Source organism: Candidatus Endomicrobium procryptotermitis, assembly GCA_031279415.1.
In the GTDB taxonomy this organism is placed as follows: Bacteria; Elusimicrobiota; Endomicrobiia; order Endomicrobiales; family Endomicrobiaceae; genus Endomicrobium_B; species Endomicrobium_B procryptotermitis.
This window is the reverse complement of record JAITIP010000024.1, coordinates 1-22,799: the sequence shown is the minus strand read 5'-3', so window position 1 is coordinate 22,799 and position 22,799 is coordinate 1. Positions and strand designations below refer to the sequence as shown.

Sequence of the window (22,799 nt, the reverse complement as noted above, 5' to 3'; positions counted from 1 at the left end):
CCCCCCCCCCCCCCCCCCCCACCCCCCCCCCCCCCCCCCCCCCCCCCCCCCCCCCACCCCCCCCCCCCCCCCCCCCCCCACCCCCCCCCCCCCCCCCCCGCCCCCCCCCCCCCCCCCCCCCCCCCCCCCCCCCGCATCTGTAGTTTTTACATAAGCGTCTATTACGTCGTCTATATGGACGAAATCTCTGTGCTGTTGTCCAAAGGTAACATCTATGTAAGGAACATTTTTTAAACAATTGTCGATAATAAAAGGTATAAACTTGCTTTTATCGTTTGAACCGTATAAATGCTGTATGTTGATATTTATAAAATTAATCTTTTCCTCTTTGGCAAACAATTCGCCCCAATTTAAAAAATCCCGTTTTGTTTTAATATAAGGATATAACGGATATGAAGAATCGCTGATTTTTTGAAAAAAAGAAGAGGTATTTATAAATGTTTTAACGTTATTTTTTGAAGCATAATCCATTAACTCAAGCGGGAACAAAACATTTGAATTATTTATCTGCGCCGCCGATTCTCCATTTCTCCCATAACATGTAGCGGTGTGGATAACAATGTCAATAGCGGTATTGTCATTGAAAATAGCGCTGACGCCTGTTTTATCTATGTCATAACAGCGGCAGCATTTCAGCTCGTTCATTATTTTGGAACAGTCTGAAAAACTGCGTTTGATTATTATCACATTGTGATTATTTTTTAACAGAGCTTTTAATATGGCGCTTCCCAAAAAACCGGTAGCTCCAGTGAGCAGAATTTTCATCGGATATCCTTTATTATTCTTTTAATTTTGTGTCAAAAACAACGTATCCTTGACGCTGACGTCATGTCAGCCGTTTAAAATGTTGTCGAGAGCTTGGTCTAGCAAATATTGTATTTTATAGCCGACTTCTGTTAAAAGTCTTGAATTGTCACCTATGATTACAGTCGGCTGGGTCGTTGGTTCGTTAAAAATTTTAATTAAATCGGCTCTGCCCAGTTTTTTTGCTATTGTCAAAGCATATTCACCAAGAGTTATGCCTTGCCCTGTGCATATATTTACTATGCCTTGCGTATCGCCGTCTAAAAATTTCACAAAAGCCTGCGCTATGTCTTTTGAATATATGTAATCTTTCACTAAAGAACCGGAGTTTATTGTTACTTCTTTATTATTTTTTATTGAATTTATGATATGTGCGGTAAGCCTTTTTGTATTTTCGTTGTGTCCATAGACATAAAAAATTCTGCCCCAGCCAAAACTTATTCCATTTTGTCTGCAAAAAATTTCAGATAATTGCCTTAAATGATTTTTGCATTTTGCATAGGTCGTTTGAGGGAGGACTTCATCCATTTCTTTAAGAGGAGTATCTTTAAAGGCATATTCAAAACAGGTTCCCGGAAATACAGCCCTTTTGCCGCCGTATGCCGCAAAATATTTTAATAAATTAAGTCCTGCTCTTAAAAAATCAAAGTTGATATTTGACGTTAAATAATCATCTGTGGTAGCCCAAGCAAAATTTAAAAGATGCGAAGGTTTTATTTCGTCAAAAACTTTTTTTACGGCATTATCGTCAAATAAATTACACGGTATAAAATGGACGTTGTCTGCATTTGATGACGCTTCTATTTTGTCTATAGTAAGAGCGTAAACGTCAAATCCCGCCTCTTTTAGAGGTTTTATTGCTTCTTTTCCTATGAGTCCGGTCGCGCCCGTTATAACAACTTTTTTATAAGAGTTCATAATTTTTGTCCCTGTCGTTAATTATTCTTTTTTTACATTTTGGCCAAATTATGCCTATTTTAGGGTCGTTCCAGCAAAGACCGGAATATAAGTTTGGCTTAAAAATTTCGTTCACGTGATAGCATATTACCGTGTTATTTTTTAAAGTTTGAAAACCGTGTGCGCAAGCAGGCGGGATTAAAATCATTTTTCCGTTGTCTTGGGATAATTCTACCGCTTCCCATTGCAAGTATGTCGGAGAATTTTTATCTATGTCAACGCAAACGTCATAACAAGCCCCGCATATGCAAGAAACCAGTTTATTTTCTTTTTTTGTCATCTGAAAATGTAAACCTCTTAATGTCCCCGCTTTATAATTTACGGATACGTTGCATTGAACGGAATTAAATTTTATCCCGGCTTTTAAAAATTCTTCCTTGCAAAAAAATTTTGTAAAAGTTCCGCGTTCGTCTCTGTGGCAGTCAAGCTCTATCAAAAACGCTCCTTTTATTTTTAAAGGAGTAAACTTCATTTTAACGCCTCTTTAAGTTTGTCCGTCATAAACTTTAACATTTTTTTTGTCATTGCGGGATATACTCCTATCCAAAAAGTACTGTTCATTATAAAATCCGTATTTTTAAGGTCTCCGATTGTTTTATAGGCTTTTTTATTTTTTCTTATAAAATCAAAGCAGGGGTGTTTTATAAGATTTCCGCTAAAGAGAGTTCTTGTTTGAATATTGTTTTTTTCTAAATGCAAGACAATGTCATCCCTTGAAATTTTTGCGCCGCGCTTTATCGTTATCAAAAATCCAAACCATGACGGAACGGAATTTTTTTCAGGTTCGGGCAGAATTAAAACGTCGGATAAACTTTCAAGTTTTTTTTTCAAATACTGCCAATTTTCACGCCGTTTGCGTATAAAAGAGGGGAGCTTTTTTATTTGTGCGCAGCCTATTGCAGCCTGTAAATCTGTGGCTTTTAAATTGTATCCAAAATGCGAATAGACATATTTGTGATCGTATCCTTTTGGCAAAAGCCCGAATTGCCCGTCAAATCTTTTCTTACATAAATTGTCCTGCCCCGGCGCACAGCGGCAGTCTCTGCCCCAATCTCTTAGCGATAACATTATTTTACGTAAAAGCGGATTATCCGTATAAACTGCTCCTCCTTCACCTGTAGTCATATGATGCGGCGGGTAAAAACTTGAAGTCCCTATGTCGCCTATAGTTCCCGTATATTTAAATTTCCCATCTATTTTATACTGCGAGCCAAGCGCATCGCAATTGTCTTCTATCAGCCAAAGGTTGTTTTTTTTGCAGAAATCGCTAACGGATTTCAAGTCAAAGGGATTTCCCAAAGTGTGCGCTATCATCACCGCTTTTGTTTTTTTCGTAAGAGCTTTGTTTAACGCTTTTACGTCTATATTGTATTGCGCGATTGTTATGTCTATAAAAACGGGAACCGCTCCGTATTGAATTATCGGCGTTACAGTCGTAGAAAAACCTGCGGCTGTCGTTATAATTTCGTCGCCTCTTTTTATTGCGCGCTCTTTTAAAAGAGGGGAAGTTAAAGCCGCAAAAGCCAACAAATTTGCAGAAGAACCTGAATTTACGAACAAACAATGTCTGATGCCTAAAAATTTTGCAAGCTCTTTCTCAAATTCTGACGTCCATTTACCTGCCGTAAGCCAAAAATCAAGTGAAGCGTCTATAAGGTTTTTTATTTCTGTTTCGTCAAAAACTCTGCCTGCATAGCGGACATAGTCCCCATTTTTATATTTTTTAGGTTTGTGAAAATTCTTTGCATATTTTACGCACAGAGAAAGAATTTGTTTTCTTAAATCAGTTTCTTTCATAACATTTCCTTAAAATAACGGTTTATCTGCGCGTCCATAACGGAATTAAAATCTTTGTCGTTTAAATATGCTTTTGTCCACTCGGCAGTCATAGAAACAGCCTCTTTTATATTTATGCACGGCGCCCAGCCAAGAACTTTTTTTATCTTTGAAATGTCAAGCATCAGCAAGCCTGCTTCAGGCTTGTCTGAAACAGATTTGTCTGAAGAAGAGTTGTCTAAAGCAGATTTGCCCAAAGCGGGCTTTTGCGCAGTCCATTTTGCATTTTCAAAATGCGAGTAAAACATATCAGTCAATTCTGCCGTAGTTATACAGTCTGAAAATTCGGGTCCTATATTATACGCGCCTTCGTATTGTTTGTCTTCATACTGCTTTTTGATTATTAAAAGGTAAGCGTATAAGGCTTCTAAAACGTGTTGATAAGGGCGGACGGACAGAGGATTTCTTAAAACCAGTTCTTTTTTGTTTTGTAAAGATTTTATGGCGTCGGGAATTATTCTGTCTGACCCGAAATCTCCGCCGCCTATAACGTTTCCTGAACGCGCGGTAGATATTGCCGTTTGCAAGTTTTCAAAAAAAGATTTTTTATAGCTTGAAGTAACAAGTTCCGAACAGGATTTAGAATTTGAGTAAGGGTCGCGCCCGTTTAATTCGTCGGTTTCCGTATAACCTTTTTTTATTTCTATGTTTTTATAGACTTTGTCCGTAGTGACGTTTAGAAAAGATTTTAAAGACGGGCATTGCCTTGCGGCTTCTAAAACGTTTACGGTTCCTAAAACATTTGTTTCATAAGTATAGACGGGGTTTTTATAGGATTCTCTGACCAAAGGCTGTGCTGCCATATGAATTATTATGTCGGGTTTTGAAAATTTGACGGCTTCCTTGAGAGACTTTAAATCTCTGACGTCTGCATAAACAGTATTTGCACATTTTTCAATTTCGGCAAGCTCAAAAAGGTTTGGAAAATATTTCGCAGGCAGAGCATAGCCTGTAATTTCAGCTCCAAGCAAAGATAAAATCCTGCAAAGCCACGAGCCTTTAAAGCCCGTATGTCCGGTTATGAAAACCTTTTTGTTTTTATAGAAATTCAGCATTAAACGTCCTTAATTATTAACGCTATACCCCACGTTTTTACTAGAAGGAAACGAAATTTCCGACGGGGCAATCCAGACTGTCTGTCTTTTGTAGAAACTATCTCAGCAACTCGGGCTTTGATTTCTAGATTGCTTCGTCAGAAACATAGTTTCTTCCTCGCAAAGACAACTGACCGCGCAGGGGCTTGGTGTGCTAAGATTCATTTCTGCATCAAAGGCAAAATTACCAAATTTTCCAAGGAGCTTGTTTGGAATTCCACAGATTTTCAAGCAGGATTTTGTCTCTTTGCGTGTCCATACACTGCCAGAAACCGTCATGTTTATAAGCTATAAGCTCGTTTTCTTTTGCAAGCGTTTCAAGCGGATCTCTTTCAAAAACAGTTGAATCTCCATCTATATAATCAAAAATCTCAGGTTCTAAAACCATAAAACCGCCGTTAATCCAGCCGGCTCCGTCATTTGATTTTTCATTAAAACCAGATATTAAACTGTTTTTGCCTATCTCCAAAGAACCAAACCTACCTAGAGGATGTATTGCTGTAATCGTGGCAATTTTTTTGTTGATATTGTGAAACTCAATTAAAGCTTTTAAATCCAAATCGCAAAGCCCGTCTCCGTAGGTAAGCATAAAACTTTCTCCGGCTACATAATTTTTTATCCTTTTTATTCTTCCGCCGGTCATAGTGTCAATTCCCGTATCTACAAGAGTCACTTTCCAAGGTTCGGCGACATTATTGTGCACGGTTATTTCATTGTTTTTTGAAAAATCAAAAGTTATATCGCAATTGTGAAGAAAATAATTAGAGAAATATTCCTTTATAATATAGCCTTTATGCCCGCAGCATATTATAAACTCGTTAAACCCAAAAGAAGAGTAATATTTCATTATATGACAAAGAATAGGAATCTCGCCTATTTCAATCATAGGTTTTGGCTTCAGATAACTTTCTTCGCTGATTCTTGTTCCGTATCCACCTGCAAGAATGACGACTTTCATTATAGCATCTCCTTGGATATAAAAATAACTCTTATTGTAAAATGAGCATTATTTTATCAATTTATTGCGGCTTTTAAATACTTCTAAGTTTGAGAGAGTTATAAGAAGAGGAACTTCGCCACAGTCCGGGAATAAATGGCAGTTTATGCATTCACTCCAAATTTTTTGAGGAAGTGTTTCTTTGGGTATAACTTTATAACCCAGCTTTATAAAAAATTCTGGTTTAAAACTCAGCGCAAAAACTTTTCTTATACCGAGATATTCCGCGTTTTTTTGCAATTTATAAACAATTTTCCTGCCGAGTCCCTGCCCTTTATATTTTTCTGAAACTGCCAATGCTTTTATTTCTGCAAGATCTTCCCATGTAACATGTAAAGCTCCACAGGCGATTACTTTTCCTTCTCCATTCTCCACTACGACATATTCCTGAATATTTTCATATATAGAGTTCAACGACCTGTGCAGCATTTCTTTATTGTCAGCATAAAATTCTACAATTTTATGCATTTGTTGAACATCTGAAACTTTTGCCGGTCGAATTTTCATAATTGTTCCTTTATTAGAAGTTAGCTGAGAAGCTGAACAACAGTAATGACTTTAACGGATACAGCTCCTGTCAACTCTCAGCTTCTCGGCTTCTAAACAATCATAGCCAGCCATAAGGGCTTTTTTATTTATTTCAATCAATGATGGCTTCGAAGAGAAAGCTTTTTCGCATGCTGCCAAAGCACTTTTTAAAGTAAGAACTTTTGTGTCTTCAAGGTCACAAAGATATCCTTCTGTTTCCCGGTCATTTTGTCTTCGCATGCTATAATCATCGTTGCAATTGCCGTTTGCATAGGGTTCTAACGCTTTTATCAATGCTCCTACTGCAACTAAATTTGCGGTTTTCACATTTTTAATTTCTTTATCAGCTATATCGGTAACAGGGACGAAAATAGGTTTTATCTTATATTCTTTGCCTGAAGAAATTATCGAAGAATTGACAATGATTACCGATCCTTCAATCATCCTAGGCATAAATTTATTCAGGGAAGGTTCGTTTAAAGCTATCAATGCATTTGGATTAAAAGCAAGCGGAGAGCCTATTTCATCCGTTGAAATTACAACTGTAGAATTTGCCGTTCCACCACGCATTTCTGCTCCATAAGACGGAAACCATGTAGTATGCAGCCCTTGCTCTATCGCTGCCTGAGCAAGTAATGTCCCTGCCAATAATACACCCTGACCGCCAAATCCCGCTATTATTATTTCATTTTGCATATTTATTCCTTTGATTGTCTGTCATTGCAAGAAAGAAACTTCACAGCAAAGTTTTTTCTTTACTACAATGATAAGTTAACTTGTTTTATCTTTTACTACGCCTAGTGGAAAAGTCTTTATAAAAACATCTTTAACCCATTTTATTGAATCTAGCACTGTCATACCCCAATCCACAGGGCAGTTTGAAATTACTTCTACCAGAGAAAAACCTTTGCCGTCTATCTGATTTTGAAACGCTTTTTTTATCGCTTTTTTGGCTTTAATAATATTTTGTGGATTATAAATAGCGACTCTTTCCAGATATACAGCGCCTTCAAGAGTTGCAAGAAGTTCACATAGGTGTATTGGATAACCTTCCCTTTTCGGGTCTCTGCCAAAAGGCGTGGTTTCTGTAACTTGCCCTATAAGAGTAGTTGGTGCCATTTGGCCGCCTGTCATTCCATAATTTGCATTATTTACGAAAATAACCGCTATGTTTTCACCTCTATTTGCAGCATGAATAGTTTCCGACATTCCAATTGCAGCTATGTCTCCATCTCCTTGGTATGTAAAAACAAATTTGTCCGGATTGCTTCTTTTTATGCCTGTCGCAACCGCCGGCGGCCTGCCATGAGGCGCTTCGGTTACATCAAAATTAAAGTAGTCGTAAGCAAAAACCGCACAACCTACAGGAGCTACTGCTATGGTTTTTTCTCTAACGCCAAGCTCATCGATACATTCCGCGATTAAACGGTGTATAATTCCGTGACCGCAGCCCGGACAATAGGATAATACCTCGTCTTTCAATGCTTCCGGCTTAGATAGTATTTTGTTCATAAGTACCTTTTTGAAGCTCATTGCGTTGGTTTCGTAGTTGTTTTTACTTTATTTTACCGATGAATTTTATAGTATCATCTCTTTAATTTTTTCAACTATTTCCCGTTCGGTTACGATTCCGCCACCGGCTTTTCCCAAAAATTCTACCTGCGTTTTTCCATTTACTGCAAGTTTTACGTCTTCTATCATCTGTCCATGGCTTAATTCTACTGACAAAAATTTTGTTCCAGAATCGGACAAAAAAGATATTTCTTTTGACGGAAAAGGCCATAAAGTTTTTGGTCTGAAAAGTCCAGCTTTTAAACCTTCTTTTCTCGCAATTTTTACGGCAGACTTTGCTATTCTTGAAGAAATTCCATAAGCTGTTATTACTATTTCGGCATCTTCGGTTTTATACGTTTCATACTTAATTTCGTTTTCTGCTATAGTGTTATATTTTTGCTGAAGATTAATATTGTGCTGTTCCAACACTCCGTCTTTCATCAGCAGCGATTGTATCGAACGCGGATTTCTATCTTTGCAGCCTGTCAAATGCCAATCTTTTTCTTCAAAATATTTCTTTTCCAGCTTATTAAACTCCACAGGTTCCATCATTTGTCCGGTGATACCGTCTGCAAGAATCATAACGGGCGTTCTATATTTTTCGGCCAAATCAAAAGCGTCATAAGCAGTTTCATACATTTCCTGAGCAGAATTTGGAGCCAAAACTATAATTCTGTAATCTCCATGTCCTCCTCCTTTAACTGCTTGAAAATAGTCCGATTGTGAACCCGAAATATTTCCGAGACCTGGCCCGCCTCTCTGAACATTTACGATTAAAGACGGTAACTGCATTCCTGCCATATATGAAATTGCTTCTTGTTTAAGCGATATTCCCGGCGAAGATGAAGATGTCATCGCGCGTACTCCGGTTACGGCTGCTCCCAAAACCATGTTTGCAGCGGCAAGCTCTGATTCGGCCTGAACAAAAACTTTGCCAAGCTCAACCATTTTGCGCGACATATAAGCTGGAATTTCGTTTTGAGGCGTTATGGGATATCCAAAATAAGCGTGTAGTCCCGCAGCCAAAGCGCCTTCGCACAATGCAATATTCCCTTTAATTAATTTTTTCATAATATACCTTTTAGAAGCAGGGCAGCGGCAAACAAAAAACAGTTTTTACTCAGCTTCCCAACTTTCTCAGCACTCTCAACTTCTATTTATAAACTTCTATGCATACATCAGGGCATACCATATAACAAAAGCCACAGCCTATACAACAATTCTCTTTTTCCAAAACAGCCCAATGATAACCGGTTTTGTTGAACTGCTTTGAAAAAGATATACATTGCTTTGGGCAGGCTTTTATGCACAAACTACACCCTTTGCATTTTTCCGAATTAATTTTAATTGTCGACATAATTAAATATTTTATGATTTTTTAATCCGCAAAGTCAAATTGAAGCCTAGAAGATGATATTTGGCAAGGATTGAAAAAAGAGAGAACGGCATTTTTAGCTGCCGTTCTCATATTTGAAAGTCAAATCATGAAGTTTACTTTGATTTTTTTGAATCTTTATCATCGACTTTTTTCTTTTTTTCTTTCTTTTTTTCAGCAGAAGTTTTTTCCTTTTTTTCTTTTTTCTCGCGCATTTCCTTCATTTTTGCTTGTCCTTCTGCGCTTGTGAAAAAGTCAACCTTTTCATCAATATATTTGTCCTTGTTTGCTTCAAGATCGGTAATTTTCGTTTCAAGTTTGGATATTCTAGCTTTTTGGTCTTCAAGCATATCCTTTTTTGCAGCTATATTTTTGTCTGTCTGCACCGCTACCAAACCTCTTATTTCTCCTTTTACGCTTTCTTTGTCCGCATCATCATTGGCATTGTTATACTTTTCAATAAGGACGTCAATGTTTTTCTGAAATTCCTCGTAGTCTTTTTTTATGGCTTCCATCTTTTCTTTTCTTGCTTCTTTTTCTTCCTTAGTTTCTTTGTCTTTAAATCCTCCCGCATACATACCCATGCCACTTCCGGCAAAAGACAATGAAGCCATAACGAACATACTGCATACTGCCAATGCTAACTTTCTCATAAACATCCTCCTATACCATGAAATAATTTTCCATCTCATCCAAATAGTAGTCAATGCTTTCTATCTCTTCGATGGAAGTGTCTGCATAATAGTAGATATCGCCGTTTTTCTGAGCAAAATCTTTCAAAGATAATGTGCATATTCCTACAATAAGTCCTGCCGCAAAAGCTACGGTAATTTTCCACATTTTTGAAATGTTGACGAAAGAGAATTTTTTTCTGCGGGTTGTCTTTTCAAAAATAGCATTTATTGTCTGCAGCGGAGCGCTTGTAAGCTGCATTGAATCCTTTACCATTGAAAAAGCTTTTATACAATTTCTGCATTCCCGACAGTTTGGGAGATGATTTTCAAACTCTCTCTTCTCCCGTTCATCCATCTCATTGTACAGGTAAAAAGGAATTTTATCACATATATTCATTACACACCTCCGATTCGCACTGCATTAGTATTGTTTTAAGCTTTTTTAAAGCCCTGTTAAATTTTGACAAAAGAGTCCCTATAGGTCTATTCTGCATTTGCGCTATCTCCTGAAATGTCATGGAATCTTTTAAGGCTATAAGTTCTCTTTCATCTGCGTTTAATTTGCTTAAAGCTCTGTTGACTTTACACGCATTATCGTTTCTTATCGCTATGTCAAGCGGATGAGAATCGTTGGCGGACAATGTATCTATGATAGAAAACTCTTTGTCGCCTTTTGCTTCAAGCGGTACAAGTTTTGTGCTGTTTTTTCTGAAATAGTCCATTGTTATGTTTCTGGTTAAAGTAAAAAGCCAGTTCTTCAATTTATTTTCCTCGCTGTACTTGTTGAGCTTTTTAAAAACTCTGATAAAAACGTCCTGAAGGATGTCGTTTGAGACTTCGGCGTTTTTAATTATCGACAAAATGTAAGTGTAGAGTGTTGTCTGGTAGCGCATTACGATTTCTTCAAACGCTTCATCTTTTCCCTGCTTAAAAAATGCCACAAGTTCGGAATCGCTTAAATATTTCATGGTTATTTAACGCATCCTTTTATTTATTTATTGCAAATTAAAATTCAAAGTTTTTGTGAGATTGAAAGATTTGTAACTTTTAGTGATGAGTATTCTATTTCCACTTCGGCAAATAGTTTTTTAAATGAAGGATCCGGATATTCCACACAAGATACAACTCTTTTTATGCCCGCGTTTACAGCCATCTTTGCACATAGCACACACGGCGTATGTGTGCAGTAAAGAGTAGAACCTTTTATACTTATACCGTGAAACCCGCCCTGTATTATGGCATTTTGTTCGGCATGTATTGCTCTGCATATTTCATGTCTCTGCCCTGAAGGAATTTTAAGTTCGTTCCTGAGACAGCCAAGTTCAATGCAGTCTTTTGTCCCTGCGGCGGCGCCATTATAGCCTGTGGTAAGTATTCTTTTATCTCTTGCGATAACTGCCCCGACATGGTGTCTTAAACAGGTTGACCTTTCGGCAACAAGCCATGCGAGTTTCATAAAATATTCGTCCCAACTTGGCCTTATAAACTGTTTATTTTCTGTAGTCATGCAGAACATTAAAACAAAATATTTATATAAGTGTCAATAATGATAGATATTGCAAGTTCAACATGATAATGCAGTACTTGAGGTCATACGCTCGATATTTTAATACAGTAGAACAAAACATTTTATTATCCGCTCTCTTCTCTCCCATGATGGGAAAGAAGAAGTTTGAATAACCGTTATTCGCTGACGCTAAACCCTGTGGCTTTCTTAAATTCCGTCTAAATTACTTCGTGAGCAGCTTCAGGAGACATATTTCTAAGTATCTCCATTTTGCTTTTGTCTAAAGACTCAGGCAAAGTCAAAAATTCCTTGTAAGGCGGCTGTATAAGCTTATCGGCCACCAAATTTACGCTGAACTCATAATTCTTTTTTGCATTTTTGCCGTCAAGTAAAAAGTCTATAAAAGCGTAAGCGGTCTCAGGATTGGGTGCGTTTACTGGAATAAAAGCCGATATTACGCCAAAGCCCATTCCCTCCGAAGGAAACACAAGCTTAAAAGAAGGCTTTGCAAGTTTTGCCGAAGTTACTTGCGAAGTATACATTATTCCGGCAGCTATTTCGCCAGCCGGCAAATCTTTATGCATATTGTCGTTTTTAATAAGGCAGATGGGGAGCAAGCCACTTAATTTTTCCCGCGGCTTTGATATGATTGATGTCACTGTCCTTAATGCTGTCAATGACTTCTGCGGCTAATAGTCATTATTTCCGTTGTGTCATTTTTGGTCCGCCTATGAAATATGGCTATAGCATAAAATGCCGGATTAAAAAACTTACTTTTCCACTACTCTCTGCCGTTTAAGCGCTGCCTGAACAAAACCTATAAAAAGTGGATGGGCTTTCATAGGCCGAGAGCCGAACTCAGGGTGGAATTGCACACCTATGAAAAATGGGTGATTTTTTATTTCGACTATTTCAGGGAGAATATTTTTATGATATGCGCTTACCGTCAATCCAGAATTTTCAAGAGTTTTTACAAACTCCGGATTCATTTCATATCTGTGCCTGTGTCTTTCGTCAACCGAAGTTTTCTTATAAATTTTATGGGCAAGAGTTCCTTTTATTATATCTGACCTATAATTGCCAAGCCTCATTGTTCCGCCTCTGTACTTAATATTTTTTTGTTCGTCAATAATTTTTATCACCGGATATTTGGTACTCTCATTAAATTCAGTTGAGTTCGCTCCTTTCATGCCGGCCATATTTCTTGATATTTCTATAACACTGCACTGCATTCCCAGACAAATTCCAAAAAATGGAACTTTGTTTTCTCTTGCATACGTTATGGCTTTAATTTTTCCTTCAATGCCCCTGTTGCCAAATCCTCCCGGAACCAAAATGGCATCATAGTTTTTAAGCTTTTTAAGCAAATATTTATCTTCTGCCCCGAGATAATCCGTACAGGCTGCGGCATTAAGATCAGCTGCTGCAATATTGAGGGATTCGTCAATGGATTTATACGCGTCTTTTAAATCTGCATATTTGCCTACAACGGCTATTTTTACTTTATTTTTGATTTTGCCGAGCTTTTTGATTTTGTTAAACCAACTTTTATTAAATTTCTTTTTTGGCTTTAGGTTTAATTTTTCTATTATAAGAGAATCCACTTTCTGCCTGTAGAGAGCTTCTGGAATGTAATAAATTGACGGACTGTCCATAGCATCGACAACACAGTCTTCGGGAACATTGCAGAAAAGAGAAATTTTTCTTTTCAGCGATTTATCGAGATGATGTTCAGTTCTGCATATTATCATATCCGGAGAAATACCGATTTCGCGCAGTTTATTTACCGAATGCTGTGTGGGCTTCGTTTTAAGCTCGTGTGCACCTGCTATGTAAGGAACAAGTGTTACATGTATGCTAAAAACATCCTCTTTTTTATTTTCAAGCTGAAACTGCCTTGCTGCTTCCATAAAAGGCAACCCTTCTATATCGCCGACTGTACCACCGATTTCTATTATCGTTATATCACATTCGTTTTTCAAAGCACTGAAACGCTTTTTTATTTCATCGGTTATATGCGGAATAACCTGAACTGTGGCCCCGTCATAATCTCCTCTCCTTTCGCGGTCTATAACCGTTTGATAAATATCTCCTGAGGTATTTGTATTGGCTTTGCTGGTAAAAACATCTAAAAATCTTTCGTAAGTTCCCAAATCCAAATCGGATTCCGCTCCATCTACAGTAACAAAAACTTCCCCGTGTTGATAGGGGTTCATTGTTCCCGGATCGACGTTTATATAAGGATCAAATTTTATCATATTGACTTTAAAACCGTGAAGCTGAAGCAGTTTTCCTATGCTTGCACCCGAAATTCCTTTTCCCAAAGAACTGACCACACCACCGGTAATGAAGATATACTTTGTCATTTAACATCCTTCCTTATATGTTAATTTTGAAATTTTTGTGGGATATTTATCGGTAAAACACGCCGTGCAAAAAGTGTCAGGCTTCAAATCTTCCGCGCGACACGAATTTACCAAATTTTTAAGACTTAAAAATGTCAGAGTGTCTACGTTTAAATATTTTCTTATATCTTCGACGGACTTTTGAGCTGCAATCAAATGTTCTTTCATCGGAGTGTCTATGCCGTAATAGCACGGGCCGATAATAGGCGGGCAAGAAAGAGCAAAATGTATTTTTTTGGCTCCAGCAGCCCTGAGTGTTCCTATTATTCTTCTTGATGTTGTACCTCTTACTATCGAATCGTCAATGAGAATTATTTCTTTTCCGTTTACGACTTCTTTTATCGGACGCAATTTAAGTTTGGCTGTCAAATCTCTTAAATTCTGCGATGGTTTTATAAATGAACGGCCTACATAATGATTTCGCACGAAACCCGTTTCAAACAGTATATTCGAAGCTCTTGAAAAACCCTGAGCCGCAAAATAGCCGGTATCCGGTACGGGCATAACTATATCCGCTTTTATCCCTTTCATTTGTGCTGCAAGACATTCGCCCATTTTTATTCTCGCTTCTTTGACAGATTTTGAAAACATTATACTGTCAGGTCTCGAAAAATAAACCTGTTCGAAAATACAGGTATTCCTTTTTTTAGGTTTTTTATAAAAGAATGAACGTTTTATTCTGCCGTCTTCTATAACTACTATTTCGCCCGGCTCTATCTCCCTCACATAGCTTCCACCCATAACTTCTATCGCCGCGCTTTCGGAAGCTATGATATATGAATTTTCAAATTTTCCAAGCACAAGAGGTCTGAAACCATCCGCATCGCGTGCTCCTATAAGAGTCTTGTCTTTCAATATAACCAGAGAAAAAGCACCTTCAAGTTTTTTCATAGATTGCGCGACTATATTTGACAAGCTTCCTTTTGACATAGCAAGCAGATGCAGGAAAATTTCAGTATCCGAGGTATGGCTGAAAATCGCCCCCTTCTTTAAAAGAATATGTTTAATTTTTGTAAAATTCGTAATATTTCCATTATGTGCTACCGAGATGTTTCCATGCATACAGCTTATCTGGAAGGGCTGTGCATTTATAAGCGTGCTTTTTGCGGAAGTCGTATAACGCACATGCCCTATTGCCGCACTGCCTTGAAGTTTCGCAAGCGTGTCTTCATTAAAGATTCTCGATACAAGCCCCATAGAACGAAATGTTCTCATATTGTCATTTCCACCGACGGTTATGCCTGCCGATTCCTCGCCTCTGTGTTGTAAAGTCAAAAGCCCTGCAGAAACCAAAACAGCCGCATTCTCATTGTTTTCAACGCCAATAATTCCGCACATATTATTTATCCTTTATTGAGCGATTATCAAAATTTCTTTTGAAGCCCTCCCGCTCAATACATATTTATAATCAGATTGTTTGACGTCTATATTCTTTTTATATTTTGACAACAGTTCCACTAATTTTTCAATCGACGGAATACCATCGTTTCTGTATGAAATAACGAGGATTGAATTTTGAAATTTTTCAAATAGTTTATCAAACGACTCTTCAATTTTATCTTTATTGTTCCAAACATTTTCGATAGATTTAAATTTTTTATGTTTTGATTTTTTTTCAATTTTTTTATCCCAAGAATTATAATCTGTAATCCCTTCTAAAAAATGATAAAAATCTAAATAATCTATTCCTACGCCTTTTTGAGAAATATAAGGAGTGTCTATATAAACCATATCGGCTTTTATATTTAAATCAAAAACGTCAAAATTTAAAGCCCTGTTTTGACGTTTATTTTCAAAAACGGCTTTATTTGCCTGTTTGGCAAATTTTCTAAAATAATAATCAAACGAAGCGTCCCACGTGACTTTGTTTCCGAAACTTCTTTTGACTTCTGCATTTCTTATGTACAAATTTTTTCTATGGAATAAGTTATAAGGTCTTTTTATTATACAGGCTTGAAACACGGCGTAATGCGCCAAAGCGCGTTTATACTTATTTTTTACCGAATTTATATTTGTTATGACAAAATCAAGCCATTGATTTTCAGCATCCGTGAAATAAATATCTTTGAAAGTATTCTCTATAAAAGATGGATATTTTACGACATCTTGCTTTGTCAAAATAAAATTTATATCGTCTTCTTCTAATATGATTTTTGAGTTTTCTATTAAAGCAAGCCCTATATAATAATTAAATTTCAATATATCGTTATAAAAAACCTGCTTACGCCTATTTTTAAACATATGTCCTATACAACCCGTTCCTCCAAAAACATCTATGACAGTTTCAAAAGATAAATCTTTAGTGCAATAATCTATCCATTTGACAAGCTTATTCTTACTGCCTTGATATCTGGTAGACGGGAACACACCTCTTTGCGCAATTGCTAAATTATCAAATAATCCGCATTGATTAACGGTGATAGAAACGTTGTCATACATTTTTTATATTCCTATAATTTAAATACTGCTTTATATTTGAATACGGCGGTCTTGATAATTCTGCGGTTTTTGCCATTTCTTTTGTCATATAGTTTATCCAATAATCGTCAAAAATCTTAACTCCCAACTGTGAAAATACTCCATTTCCATTTTTTAAATCTGCAATTTTATTACAAGAACTGATATTTTTTGTATTTCCGCTGCCGGGTCTATCCGCCGCTATCCTATATTTTTCTTGGACAATAAAATCAAACTTTTTTACAACGGATTTTATTTTTTCAAAATTATTTAGATTATATACTTTTCTTTCGTCAATTTTTTCAATGTTTTTAGAATATATAACGCCTAATATATAGTGTTTGGTATAATTGTCATAAGGATACGTTATATTTTTATTTGATTTTCTATCTCTAAAATAACCAGTAAAAGCTCCTAAAGTAAAACCTGAAACTCCGCCTGTTTTAGTTCTATAAGAACTTTTTAAATCAAGCGCTATTTTTTCTTTATCCTTTGTTATAAACGTTATATCAGGGTAATGATTTTGCTCCTTGCTAAACTCCATAATAAAAGAATTGTCTTTTGCAAATCTTTCTAACGCTGGGAAAAGCATTAGTTCAATAATTTTTGATATAACTTTAGTATCAATGGAAATCGTATATATATTTTTAAATACATCAATAAAACCTTTAACAGTCCAATCGCCATTTGAAGTTTCCAAAACAGAACGAAAATCGTCTATATGCTTTAATAAAGAAGTTTGAAAATTAGTCTCTTTTTCCATATTTAAACCTTATATTTTTTACCGCTATTGTTTTATAATGTTCCATTTTTTATATTTTTACAAACAACGGCGCCGCTATTTTTCAATAATATGTCACAAAAGGAACATTTACAAACTTATCAAATTTTCCAATTTTTGCAATTCTTCGTAAGAGTCATAGGCTCTCAAATATGCTATTACTTTTTCGAGATTTGTTAATATCGAGCAACCGCATTTTACAGCTGTTTTTCTTATCTCAGAATTGTTTTTTAACTCGTCCACAGTCAAATTTTTTGCTACGTTTATTACAAAATCAACTTTGCCTTCTATTATCGCGTCGACAGCTCGCGGGGTTCTGTTCCAGTGAACGATATTTACCGTATAACCGCGTTTTTGCATATATTCGCCGGTGCCTTTAGTTGCATAAACAGGAACGCCCAATTTAAAAAGATTATCAGCGACTTCCATAAACTTAACTTTGTCTTTTTCCCTGCCTGTGCTTAGCAAAACACCTTTTTTAGGTTTTCTTATCTGAGTGGACTCCATTGACAAAAGTATAGCCTGATTAAAATCTTTTCCAAGACATCCTACCTCACCCGTAGACGCCATTTCAACACCTGTTACGGGGTCTGCACCGTCAAGACGCTGAAAGCTAAACATAGACGCTTTCACGCCAACATGGGAAATTTTACTTTCGTCTATCAAAATTTCTTTTACTTTTTCATTGTTCATGACTTTACAGGCTACTTCGGCAAGATTTACACCTGAAACTTTTGAAATAAAAGGGAAAGAGCGCGAAGCCCTCGCATTGCATTCTATAACTTTTACATCGTTGTCTTTTGCTATAAACTGAATATTGAAAGGTCCATTTAAATGCAGCCCTTTGGCGATTTTTCTAGTAATATCTTTAATAACATTGACGGTATGCCCGTAAAGTTTTTGCGCGGGAAACACCATCGTAGCATCGCCCGAATGGACGCCCGCGTTTTCAACATGTTCACTTACAAGCGATAAAATTACTTCGCCGTCTTTTGCGATTCCATCACATTCTATTTCTTTCGCATCAAGTATGAACCTTGAAATTACCACGGGAAAATCCGCAGAAATGTCTTTGGTAAGCGACAGATAATAGTCCAGACTTTTTTGATCGTTTGCAACGTTCATAAGAGTTCCAGACAATACAAAACTCGGACGTATTAAAACAGGAAACCCGACTTTTTCTATAAATTTTTTGATTTCTTCTATAGATGTAGCCGACACCCATTCCGGCTGGTCTATACCGAATTTGTCAAGCATTGCCGAAAATTTTACCCTGTCTTCTGCGGCATCCACACTTTTTTGACTGTGACCTAAAATTTTCACCTTAACTTCGCTTAAAGGCTGTATGAGATTGTTCGGGTTCTGCCCGCCCATACAGGCGATTACACCTTTAGGATTTTCTATATCTATAATATCCAAAACTCTTTCGAAAGAAAGCTCTTCGAAATAAAGTCTGTCTGAAGCGCTGAAATCCGTTGAAACCGTTTCAGGATTGCAGTTGATAATAACACTGTCATTTTTCTTATTTTTAAAATAATTGCTCGTCATAACAGAACACCAGTCAAATTCAAGGCTTGAGCCTATGCGGTAACTTCCGCTTCCGAGTGTTATTATGCTGCTTTTATTTTTTTTCGTGGAAATATCGCTGTGTGTTCCGCCATAAGTGAGATAAAGATAATTCGACTTTGTAGGATATTCCGAAGAAGTTGTGTCTATTTGTTTTACTACGGGTTGTATTTTAAGCCGCTTTCTTAAATCTCTCACAGCAAGCGACAAAGACCTTATTTTTCTTATTGTAAGTTTTATTTTCGGATCTAGCCGAGCTGACAAAAATATTTTTGTCAGCTGAAAATCTGAAAAACCGCTGGATTTAAGTCTTAAAAGATGTTCTTTGGGAATTTTTTTGTAAGCATCAGAAATATCTTCCTTCAAAACTGAATCTTTTTTGTTTTCCGAAGTGAAAAAGTCCAACAGTTCGTTTTCGGCTTTTGCCACATATTTGACATGCGATAAAAACCAGTAATCTATTTTCGTTTTTTCATATACGTATTCGAGAGTTTTTCCCCTTTTGAAAGTTTCATATATTACAAAAACTCTTAAATTTGTCGGGGATAAAAGTTCTTTTTCAAGCTCTTCATCTGTAGAATTTTTAAATACGTTTACAGTTATTCCGTCTTCATTTTCATTTACCATTCTTATGGCTTTCTGAAGCACTTCACAGAAATTTCTGCCTATGGCCATAACCTCGCCAACGGATTTCATCTGTGTCCCGAGATGTTTTGAAACGCCGCTAAACTTGCTTAAATCCCAGCGTGGAACTTTAAGCGTCACATAATCAAGTGACGGTTCATAAAATGCGGAGGTTGTACCCGTTACGGGATTTTTCAGCTCAAGAAGGTCAAACCCTATGACAATTTTTGCCGCGATATAAGCTATGGGATAACCTGTCGCTTTGCTTGCCAAAGCCGAAGAACGCGACAAACGCGCATTGATTTCTATGACGTAAAAGCTGTAATCTTTCGGGTTTAAAGCATACTGCACATTACATTCACCAACGATAGCTGCGTTTTGTGCAATTTTTATGGCCATATCGCGCATCATATTGTTTTCTATATTATTGATTGTCTGGCACGGTGCTATGACTATTGAATCCCCGGTATGTATGCCCATCGGGTCAAAATTTTCCATATTACATATGGTTATGCAGTTGCCGCTTTTATCGCGCATTACTTCATATTCTATTTCTTTCCATCCGTGAAGCGATTTCTCGATTAAAACCTGAGGACACATCATAAGCGCGGATTGCGTAAGTTTTTTTAATTCCGAAGGCGTTTTGGCAAGCCCCGATCCTAATCCACCCAAAGCAAAAGCGGATCTTGTAATTACCGGATAGCCTATTTCTTCGGCGATTTTTAAAGCTTCTTCAACAGTGGAGCTGGCATGACTGCGGGCAATCGGAGCACCTATGGATTTCATTTTTTCGGCGAACAAATCTCTATCTTCCGACATTTCAAGCGCTTCAACCTGAGTTCCTAAAACCTTAACATTGTATTTTTTCAGCACGCCGGATTTTTCAAGGGCTATTACACAGTTTAAAGAAGTCTGTCCGCCGAAAGAAGAAATTATCGCGGCGGGTTTTTCTATTTGTATAACTTTTTCAACCCAAAAAGAGGTAATCGGGTAAAGATAAACTTTTTTATTTGTACCGGCATTAGTCTGCACGGACGCAATATTCGGATTAATAATAATAACTTCAAGTCCTTCTTCCTCTAAAGCTTTTACGGCCTGCGATCCCGAATAATCAAATTCCCCCGCCTGACCTATGGACAATGCTCCTGAACCCAAAAGAATCACTTTCTGTTTCTTCCCGTTTTTAGGAAGCAAAAAATCTAAAATCGGCATTTATTTTTCCTCGACATATAATTTTAATTATTTTTTAAAATGTATTTTCTGTTTCTGTTTTTGACTGCTACAGATAATAAATTATCCGAAATCATTTTAGACAACAGCCTTTTTACCGTCAAATCGGCTAGACATCCTCTTTTATAGGTTTTTCTTTTGATAGCGATATTCTTGGAATTATTATGATATTATCATATTCTGAGGCAAAATCATAATGCTGGACAGAGAAAATTGATAATATAATCATGGTTTGCATTGGCTACACAAAATGATCGGATTTATTAGTTCAGAAATATCTTGCAAAAAAGCGATACGGAAATGTTATCATTTATTTTGTCTGCGATTATATAAGAAACAATGTCGGAAATTGGAAAGTTAAACATATAGAAACCGACATATGAAAAAAGAGCAGAAAGTTTTATACCGCTAAAGGCAAAGTTATGGCAAAAGAGGCTGATTACGGCTTAATAATATGGAAAGGCAAAAATAATGGAACTTTGAATAATATAAACAATATGAAACTTGCAAATAAATGTCTTTTTGTGACTCTTTAAGACGGTATGCTTGTAAAATACGCAGATATTGACACTTTACTGGCTTAAAATAGTTGGAAATTTCCACTCAAGCGGCCCCCTGTTTTAAGCAATTTAAACAATAAAGTTGTAGCGCTTTGCTTTTTCTGATACTCCTTTTTAAAAAATGGGATTGAATGGCATTAACGACAAAATCCCCGCAAGGTTTTGGCTTTGCAGGGATTTTATTTATGGAATTTTTTATTCGTATTCGGTTTTTAAACTTATTATTGTCGGGTTATCAAATGTTTTTTCCATTTCGTCTTTTATTTCCCGCTCAAAACTTGAAATTGTCAGTTCGTCTAATATTTTTTCCATTTCGTCTTTTATATTCTGCTTAAAACTTGAAATAGTATTATATTTTAATAAGGCCTGACTTTCATTAGGGTATAGAACAGCATCGGGGTGAATTACTATTTTTTTGATGTCTTTAGCGGCTATCTCTACGTTCTTTTTATATCTATTGTCTAAAAAATTAATATTTAAAGAACTCCCGCCTAACATTATTGCTTCGCCGATATATACGTTATTGTCGGGAACTAAAAGCGAAGCCTCGCCGTATCCCAAGTTTCTTATATAATCGCTGTAAAAAAGCTGCTCGTATTGATTTATGTATATTCCGCTGTAAGCCGAAACATTAACTTTCCCGTTTCCGCTAAGAGGGTCAACATTAATCGGAGCTACGGTTATTCTTGCGTCTTTTGTTCCCACGGAACCGTTTGTAGAGTGAATAATTATATTTTTCGCAGACAGATTAGGTTCTCTTTCGCCTGCAAAAGCATAACCTTGTATATCGCTGCCCGCAAGAATAAGAGTATCTTGCCCGCTTGCAAATTTCTTTATTACTAAACCGTTAGTAAAACCGTCAACGTAAATTTCTCCGTTTAACGCAGATACTGAAGCTATAAGAGGCAATGAATCCGAATTTTCAATGCGCATATTATTTGCTGCGCCGCCTATGTTTCCCGCAACGGATTTTAGGTCAACTTCTTTTGCATAGATACCGGCGTTTTGTGAAAACGGGTCATCGCTGATATTTCCATATACGTTTGCAAAAACAGTTCCGTTTTCTGAAATCACTTTATTGTTGATAAAAAGATTATTATGCAAAATATTCAGTCTGATATTTCCCAAAGAGGATTTTACCGCGTCGTTTATTATCAATGCGCCGTTTTCAATATTAGACAATATGTTTCCTACGGCGGATACTGCCGCGTTTATTTCAGCGTCATCTTTACTGTTTAAAGAGATATTCGCATCGGAATTGATTGTTCCGTTTACGCTTAAACTTCCGCCCGCATTTACATTTACATCTTTCTTAGCTGAAACTGTCCCGCCTATTTGCGTATTGTCCGTGCTGTTTAATGAAACGCCAGCCTCGTTTGAAGTGATTGCAGCTGTCGTTGTTATTGCTTTCTTTGATACAATTTCTACATCTTCTTTTGCCAAAACATCTCCGCCTATTTGCGTATCCCCTGCGCTCTCTAACGAAATGCCCGCATCGCTTGAAGTAATTTTGGCGGTCGTTGTTATTGCTGCTTTTTCAGATACAATTTTCACGTCTTCTTTTGCTAAAATTGCACCGCCTACTTGCGTATTTTCTGCGCTCTCCAATGAAACGCCCGCATCGCTTGAAGTAATTTTGGCGGTCGTTGTTATTGCTGCTTTTTCAGATACAATTTTCACGTCTTCTTTTGCTAGAATTGCACCGCCTACTTGCGTATTGTCCGTGCTGTCTAACAATACCCCTGCGGCTGTTGACTTTATTTCTGATATCGCTGACGTAATAATATTTCCTTTGGAAACAATTGAAACTTCGTTATTTGCCGTTATTGCGCCGTCAATTTGCGTATCCC

General features: G+C 36.9%; 22 protein-coding genes. All 22 read right to left on the bottom strand.

The window, feature by feature from the left end; all coding sequences use genetic code 11:
- Nucleotides 1–765 (bottom strand): NAD-dependent epimerase/dehydratase family protein (locus LBD46_04965; protein ID MDR2426513.1); only part of this gene is annotated, 765 nt, incomplete at its 3' end.
- A gap of 66 nt (nt 766–831) precedes the next feature.
- Entirely contained in the window at nt 832–1,722 is an 891-nt protein-coding gene (locus LBD46_04960; GenBank protein MDR2426512.1) for an NAD(P)-dependent oxidoreductase, read from the bottom strand.
- Entirely contained in the window at nt 1,709–2,233 is a 525-nt protein-coding gene (gene rfbC / locus LBD46_04955; GenBank protein MDR2426511.1) for a dTDP-4-dehydrorhamnose 3,5-epimerase, read from the bottom strand. The genes LBD46_04960 and rfbC overlap by 14 nt, the downstream gene beginning before the upstream one ends.
- Nucleotides 2,230–3,558 (bottom strand): lipopolysaccharide biosynthesis protein RfbH, encoded by a 1,329-nt coding sequence (rfbH, locus tag LBD46_04950; protein ID MDR2426510.1) that lies wholly within the window; start codon nt 3,556–3,558, stop codon nt 2,230–2,232. The genes rfbC and rfbH overlap by 4 nt, the downstream gene beginning before the upstream one ends.
- A complete protein-coding gene (rfbG, locus tag LBD46_04945) occupies nt 3,555–4,652 on the bottom strand; it encodes a CDP-glucose 4,6-dehydratase (protein MDR2426509.1) in 1,098 nt (365 codons plus the stop codon). Before rfbG ends, rfbH begins: the two co-directional genes overlap by 4 nt.
- Nucleotides 4,653–4,875: 223 nt before the next feature.
- Nucleotides 4,876–5,649 (bottom strand): glucose-1-phosphate cytidylyltransferase, encoded by a 774-nt coding sequence (gene rfbF, locus LBD46_04940; protein MDR2426508.1) that lies wholly within the window; start codon nt 5,647–5,649, stop codon nt 4,876–4,878.
- 48 nt (nt 5,650–5,697) lie between these two features.
- On the bottom strand, nt 5,698–6,195 hold the full coding sequence (locus tag LBD46_04935; protein ID MDR2426507.1) for an N-acetyltransferase: 498 nt from the start codon (nt 6,193–6,195) through the stop codon (nt 5,698–5,700).
- A 51-nt stretch (nt 6,196–6,246) separates the two neighbouring features.
- Nucleotides 6,247–6,912, bottom strand: coding sequence for a 2-oxoacid:acceptor oxidoreductase family protein (locus tag LBD46_04930; GenBank protein MDR2426506.1), 666 nt, complete (start codon nt 6,910–6,912; stop codon nt 6,247–6,249).
- A 75-nt stretch (nt 6,913–6,987) separates the two neighbouring features.
- Nucleotides 6,988–7,728 (bottom strand): hypothetical protein, encoded by a 741-nt coding sequence (locus LBD46_04925; protein ID MDR2426505.1) that lies wholly within the window; start codon nt 7,726–7,728, stop codon nt 6,988–6,990.
- 66 nt (nt 7,729–7,794) lie between these two features.
- Nucleotides 7,795–8,841, bottom strand: a complete 1,047-nt coding sequence (locus LBD46_04920) for a 3-methyl-2-oxobutanoate dehydrogenase subunit VorB (GenBank protein ID MDR2426504.1) — start codon at nt 8,839–8,841, stop codon at nt 7,795–7,797.
- A gap of 82 nt (nt 8,842–8,923) precedes the next feature.
- A complete protein-coding gene (locus tag LBD46_04915; GenBank protein MDR2426503.1) occupies nt 8,924–9,127 on the bottom strand; it encodes a 4Fe-4S binding protein in 204 nt (67 codons plus the stop codon).
- 134 nt (nt 9,128–9,261) lie between these two features.
- Nucleotides 9,262–9,798 (bottom strand): hypothetical protein, encoded by a 537-nt coding sequence (locus LBD46_04910; GenBank protein MDR2426502.1) that lies wholly within the window; start codon nt 9,796–9,798, stop codon nt 9,262–9,264.
- A 10-nt stretch (nt 9,799–9,808) separates the two neighbouring features.
- Nucleotides 9,809–10,216, bottom strand: coding sequence for a zf-HC2 domain-containing protein (locus LBD46_04905; protein ID MDR2426501.1), 408 nt, complete (start codon nt 10,214–10,216; stop codon nt 9,809–9,811).
- Entirely contained in the window at nt 10,203–10,787 is a 585-nt protein-coding gene (locus LBD46_04900; protein ID MDR2426500.1) for a sigma-70 family RNA polymerase sigma factor, read from the bottom strand. Before LBD46_04900 ends, LBD46_04905 begins: the two co-directional genes overlap by 14 nt.
- A 44-nt stretch (nt 10,788–10,831) precedes the next feature.
- Nucleotides 10,832–11,326 (bottom strand): dCMP deaminase family protein, encoded by a 495-nt coding sequence (locus LBD46_04895; GenBank protein ID MDR2426499.1) that lies wholly within the window; start codon nt 11,324–11,326, stop codon nt 10,832–10,834.
- A gap of 218 nt (nt 11,327–11,544) precedes the next feature.
- A complete protein-coding gene (locus LBD46_04890; protein ID MDR2426498.1) occupies nt 11,545–11,910 on the bottom strand; it encodes an extracellular solute-binding protein in 366 nt (121 codons plus the stop codon).
- A gap of 186 nt (nt 11,911–12,096) precedes the next feature.
- Nucleotides 12,097–13,692 carry a CTP synthase gene (locus tag LBD46_04885; protein MDR2426497.1) on the bottom strand — a complete coding sequence of 532 codons (1,596 nt, stop codon included), beginning with the start codon at nt 13,690–13,692 and terminating at the stop codon, nt 12,097–12,099.
- The gene (gene purF / locus LBD46_04880; GenBank protein MDR2426496.1) at nt 13,693–15,069 is read right to left on the bottom strand and encodes an amidophosphoribosyltransferase; all 1,377 of its coding nucleotides are present in this window, start codon (nt 15,067–15,069) and stop codon (nt 13,693–13,695) included.
- 12 nt (nt 15,070–15,081) lie between these two features.
- Complete coding sequence (locus LBD46_04875; protein MDR2426495.1) at nt 15,082–16,170, bottom strand: DNA adenine methylase; 1,089 nt, start codon at nt 16,168–16,170, stop codon at nt 15,082–15,084.
- On the bottom strand, nt 16,163–16,951 hold the full coding sequence (locus LBD46_04870; protein ID MDR2426494.1) for an EcoRV family type II restriction endonuclease: 789 nt from the start codon (nt 16,949–16,951) through the stop codon (nt 16,163–16,165). Before LBD46_04870 ends, LBD46_04875 begins: the two co-directional genes overlap by 8 nt.
- Before the next feature lie 108 nt (nt 16,952–17,059).
- A complete protein-coding gene (carB, locus tag LBD46_04865) occupies nt 17,060–20,371 on the bottom strand; it encodes a carbamoyl-phosphate synthase (glutamine-hydrolyzing) large subunit (GenBank protein MDR2426493.1) in 3,312 nt (1,103 codons plus the stop codon).
- A gap of 773 nt (nt 20,372–21,144) precedes the next feature.
- On the bottom strand, nt 21,145–22,799 hold a 1,655-nt coding region (locus LBD46_04860), incomplete at its 5' end, for a hypothetical protein (GenBank protein ID MDR2426492.1).

Bases quoted from the DNA above. Each gene is read 5' to 3' on its own strand.
- LBD46_04910 (MDR2426502.1), bottom strand. From the start codon at position 9,798: ATGAGAAAGTTAGCATTGGCAGTATGCAGTATGTTCGTTATGGCTTCA.
- LBD46_04925 (MDR2426505.1), bottom strand. From the start codon at position 7,728: ATGAACAAAATACTATCTAAGCCGGAAGCATTGAAAGACGAGGTATTA.
- LBD46_04895 (MDR2426499.1), bottom strand. From the start codon at position 11,326: ATGACTACAGAAAATAAACAGTTTATAAGGCCAAGTTGGGACGAATAT.
- rfbH (MDR2426510.1), bottom strand. From the start codon at position 3,558: ATGAAAGAAACTGATTTAAGAAAACAAATTCTTTCTCTGTGCGTAAAA.
- LBD46_04890 (MDR2426498.1), bottom strand. From the start codon at position 11,910: ATGCATAAAGATTTGCCGGCTGGCGAAATAGCTGCCGGAATAATGTAT.
- rfbF (MDR2426508.1), bottom strand. From the start codon at position 5,649: ATGAAAGTCGTCATTCTTGCAGGTGGATACGGAACAAGAATCAGCGAA.
- rfbG (MDR2426509.1), bottom strand. From the start codon at position 4,652: ATGCTGAATTTCTATAAAAACAAAAAGGTTTTCATAACCGGACATACG.
- LBD46_04885 (MDR2426497.1), bottom strand. From the start codon at position 13,692: ATGACAAAGTATATCTTCATTACCGGTGGTGTGGTCAGTTCTTTGGGA.
- LBD46_04920 (MDR2426504.1), bottom strand. From the start codon at position 8,841: ATGAAAAAATTAATTAAAGGGAATATTGCATTGTGCGAAGGCGCTTTG.
- LBD46_04935 (MDR2426507.1), bottom strand. From the start codon at position 6,195: ATGAAAATTCGACCGGCAAAAGTTTCAGATGTTCAACAAATGCATAAA.
- LBD46_04930 (MDR2426506.1), bottom strand. From the start codon at position 6,912: ATGCAAAATGAAATAATAATAGCGGGATTTGGCGGTCAGGGTGTATTA.
- LBD46_04960 (MDR2426512.1), bottom strand. From the start codon at position 1,722: ATGAACTCTTATAAAAAAGTTGTTATAACGGGCGCGACCGGACTCATA.
- LBD46_04905 (MDR2426501.1), bottom strand. From the start codon at position 10,216: ATGAATATATGTGATAAAATTCCTTTTTACCTGTACAATGAGATGGAT.
- LBD46_04900 (MDR2426500.1), bottom strand. From the start codon at position 10,787: ATGAAATATTTAAGCGATTCCGAACTTGTGGCATTTTTTAAGCAGGGA.
- carB (MDR2426493.1), bottom strand. From the start codon at position 20,371: ATGCCGATTTTAGATTTTTTGCTTCCTAAAAACGGGAAGAAACAGAAA.
- LBD46_04875 (MDR2426495.1), bottom strand. From the start codon at position 16,170: ATGTATGACAACGTTTCTATCACCGTTAATCAATGCGGATTATTTGAT.
- LBD46_04870 (MDR2426494.1), bottom strand. From the start codon at position 16,951: ATGGAAAAAGAGACTAATTTTCAAACTTCTTTATTAAAGCATATAGAC.
- LBD46_04915 (MDR2426503.1), bottom strand. From the start codon at position 9,127: ATGTCGACAATTAAAATTAATTCGGAAAAATGCAAAGGGTGTAGTTTG.
- rfbC (MDR2426511.1), bottom strand. From the start codon at position 2,233: ATGAAGTTTACTCCTTTAAAAATAAAAGGAGCGTTTTTGATAGAGCTT.
- purF (MDR2426496.1), bottom strand. From the start codon at position 15,069: ATGTGCGGAATTATTGGCGTTGAAAACAATGAGAATGCGGCTGTTTTG.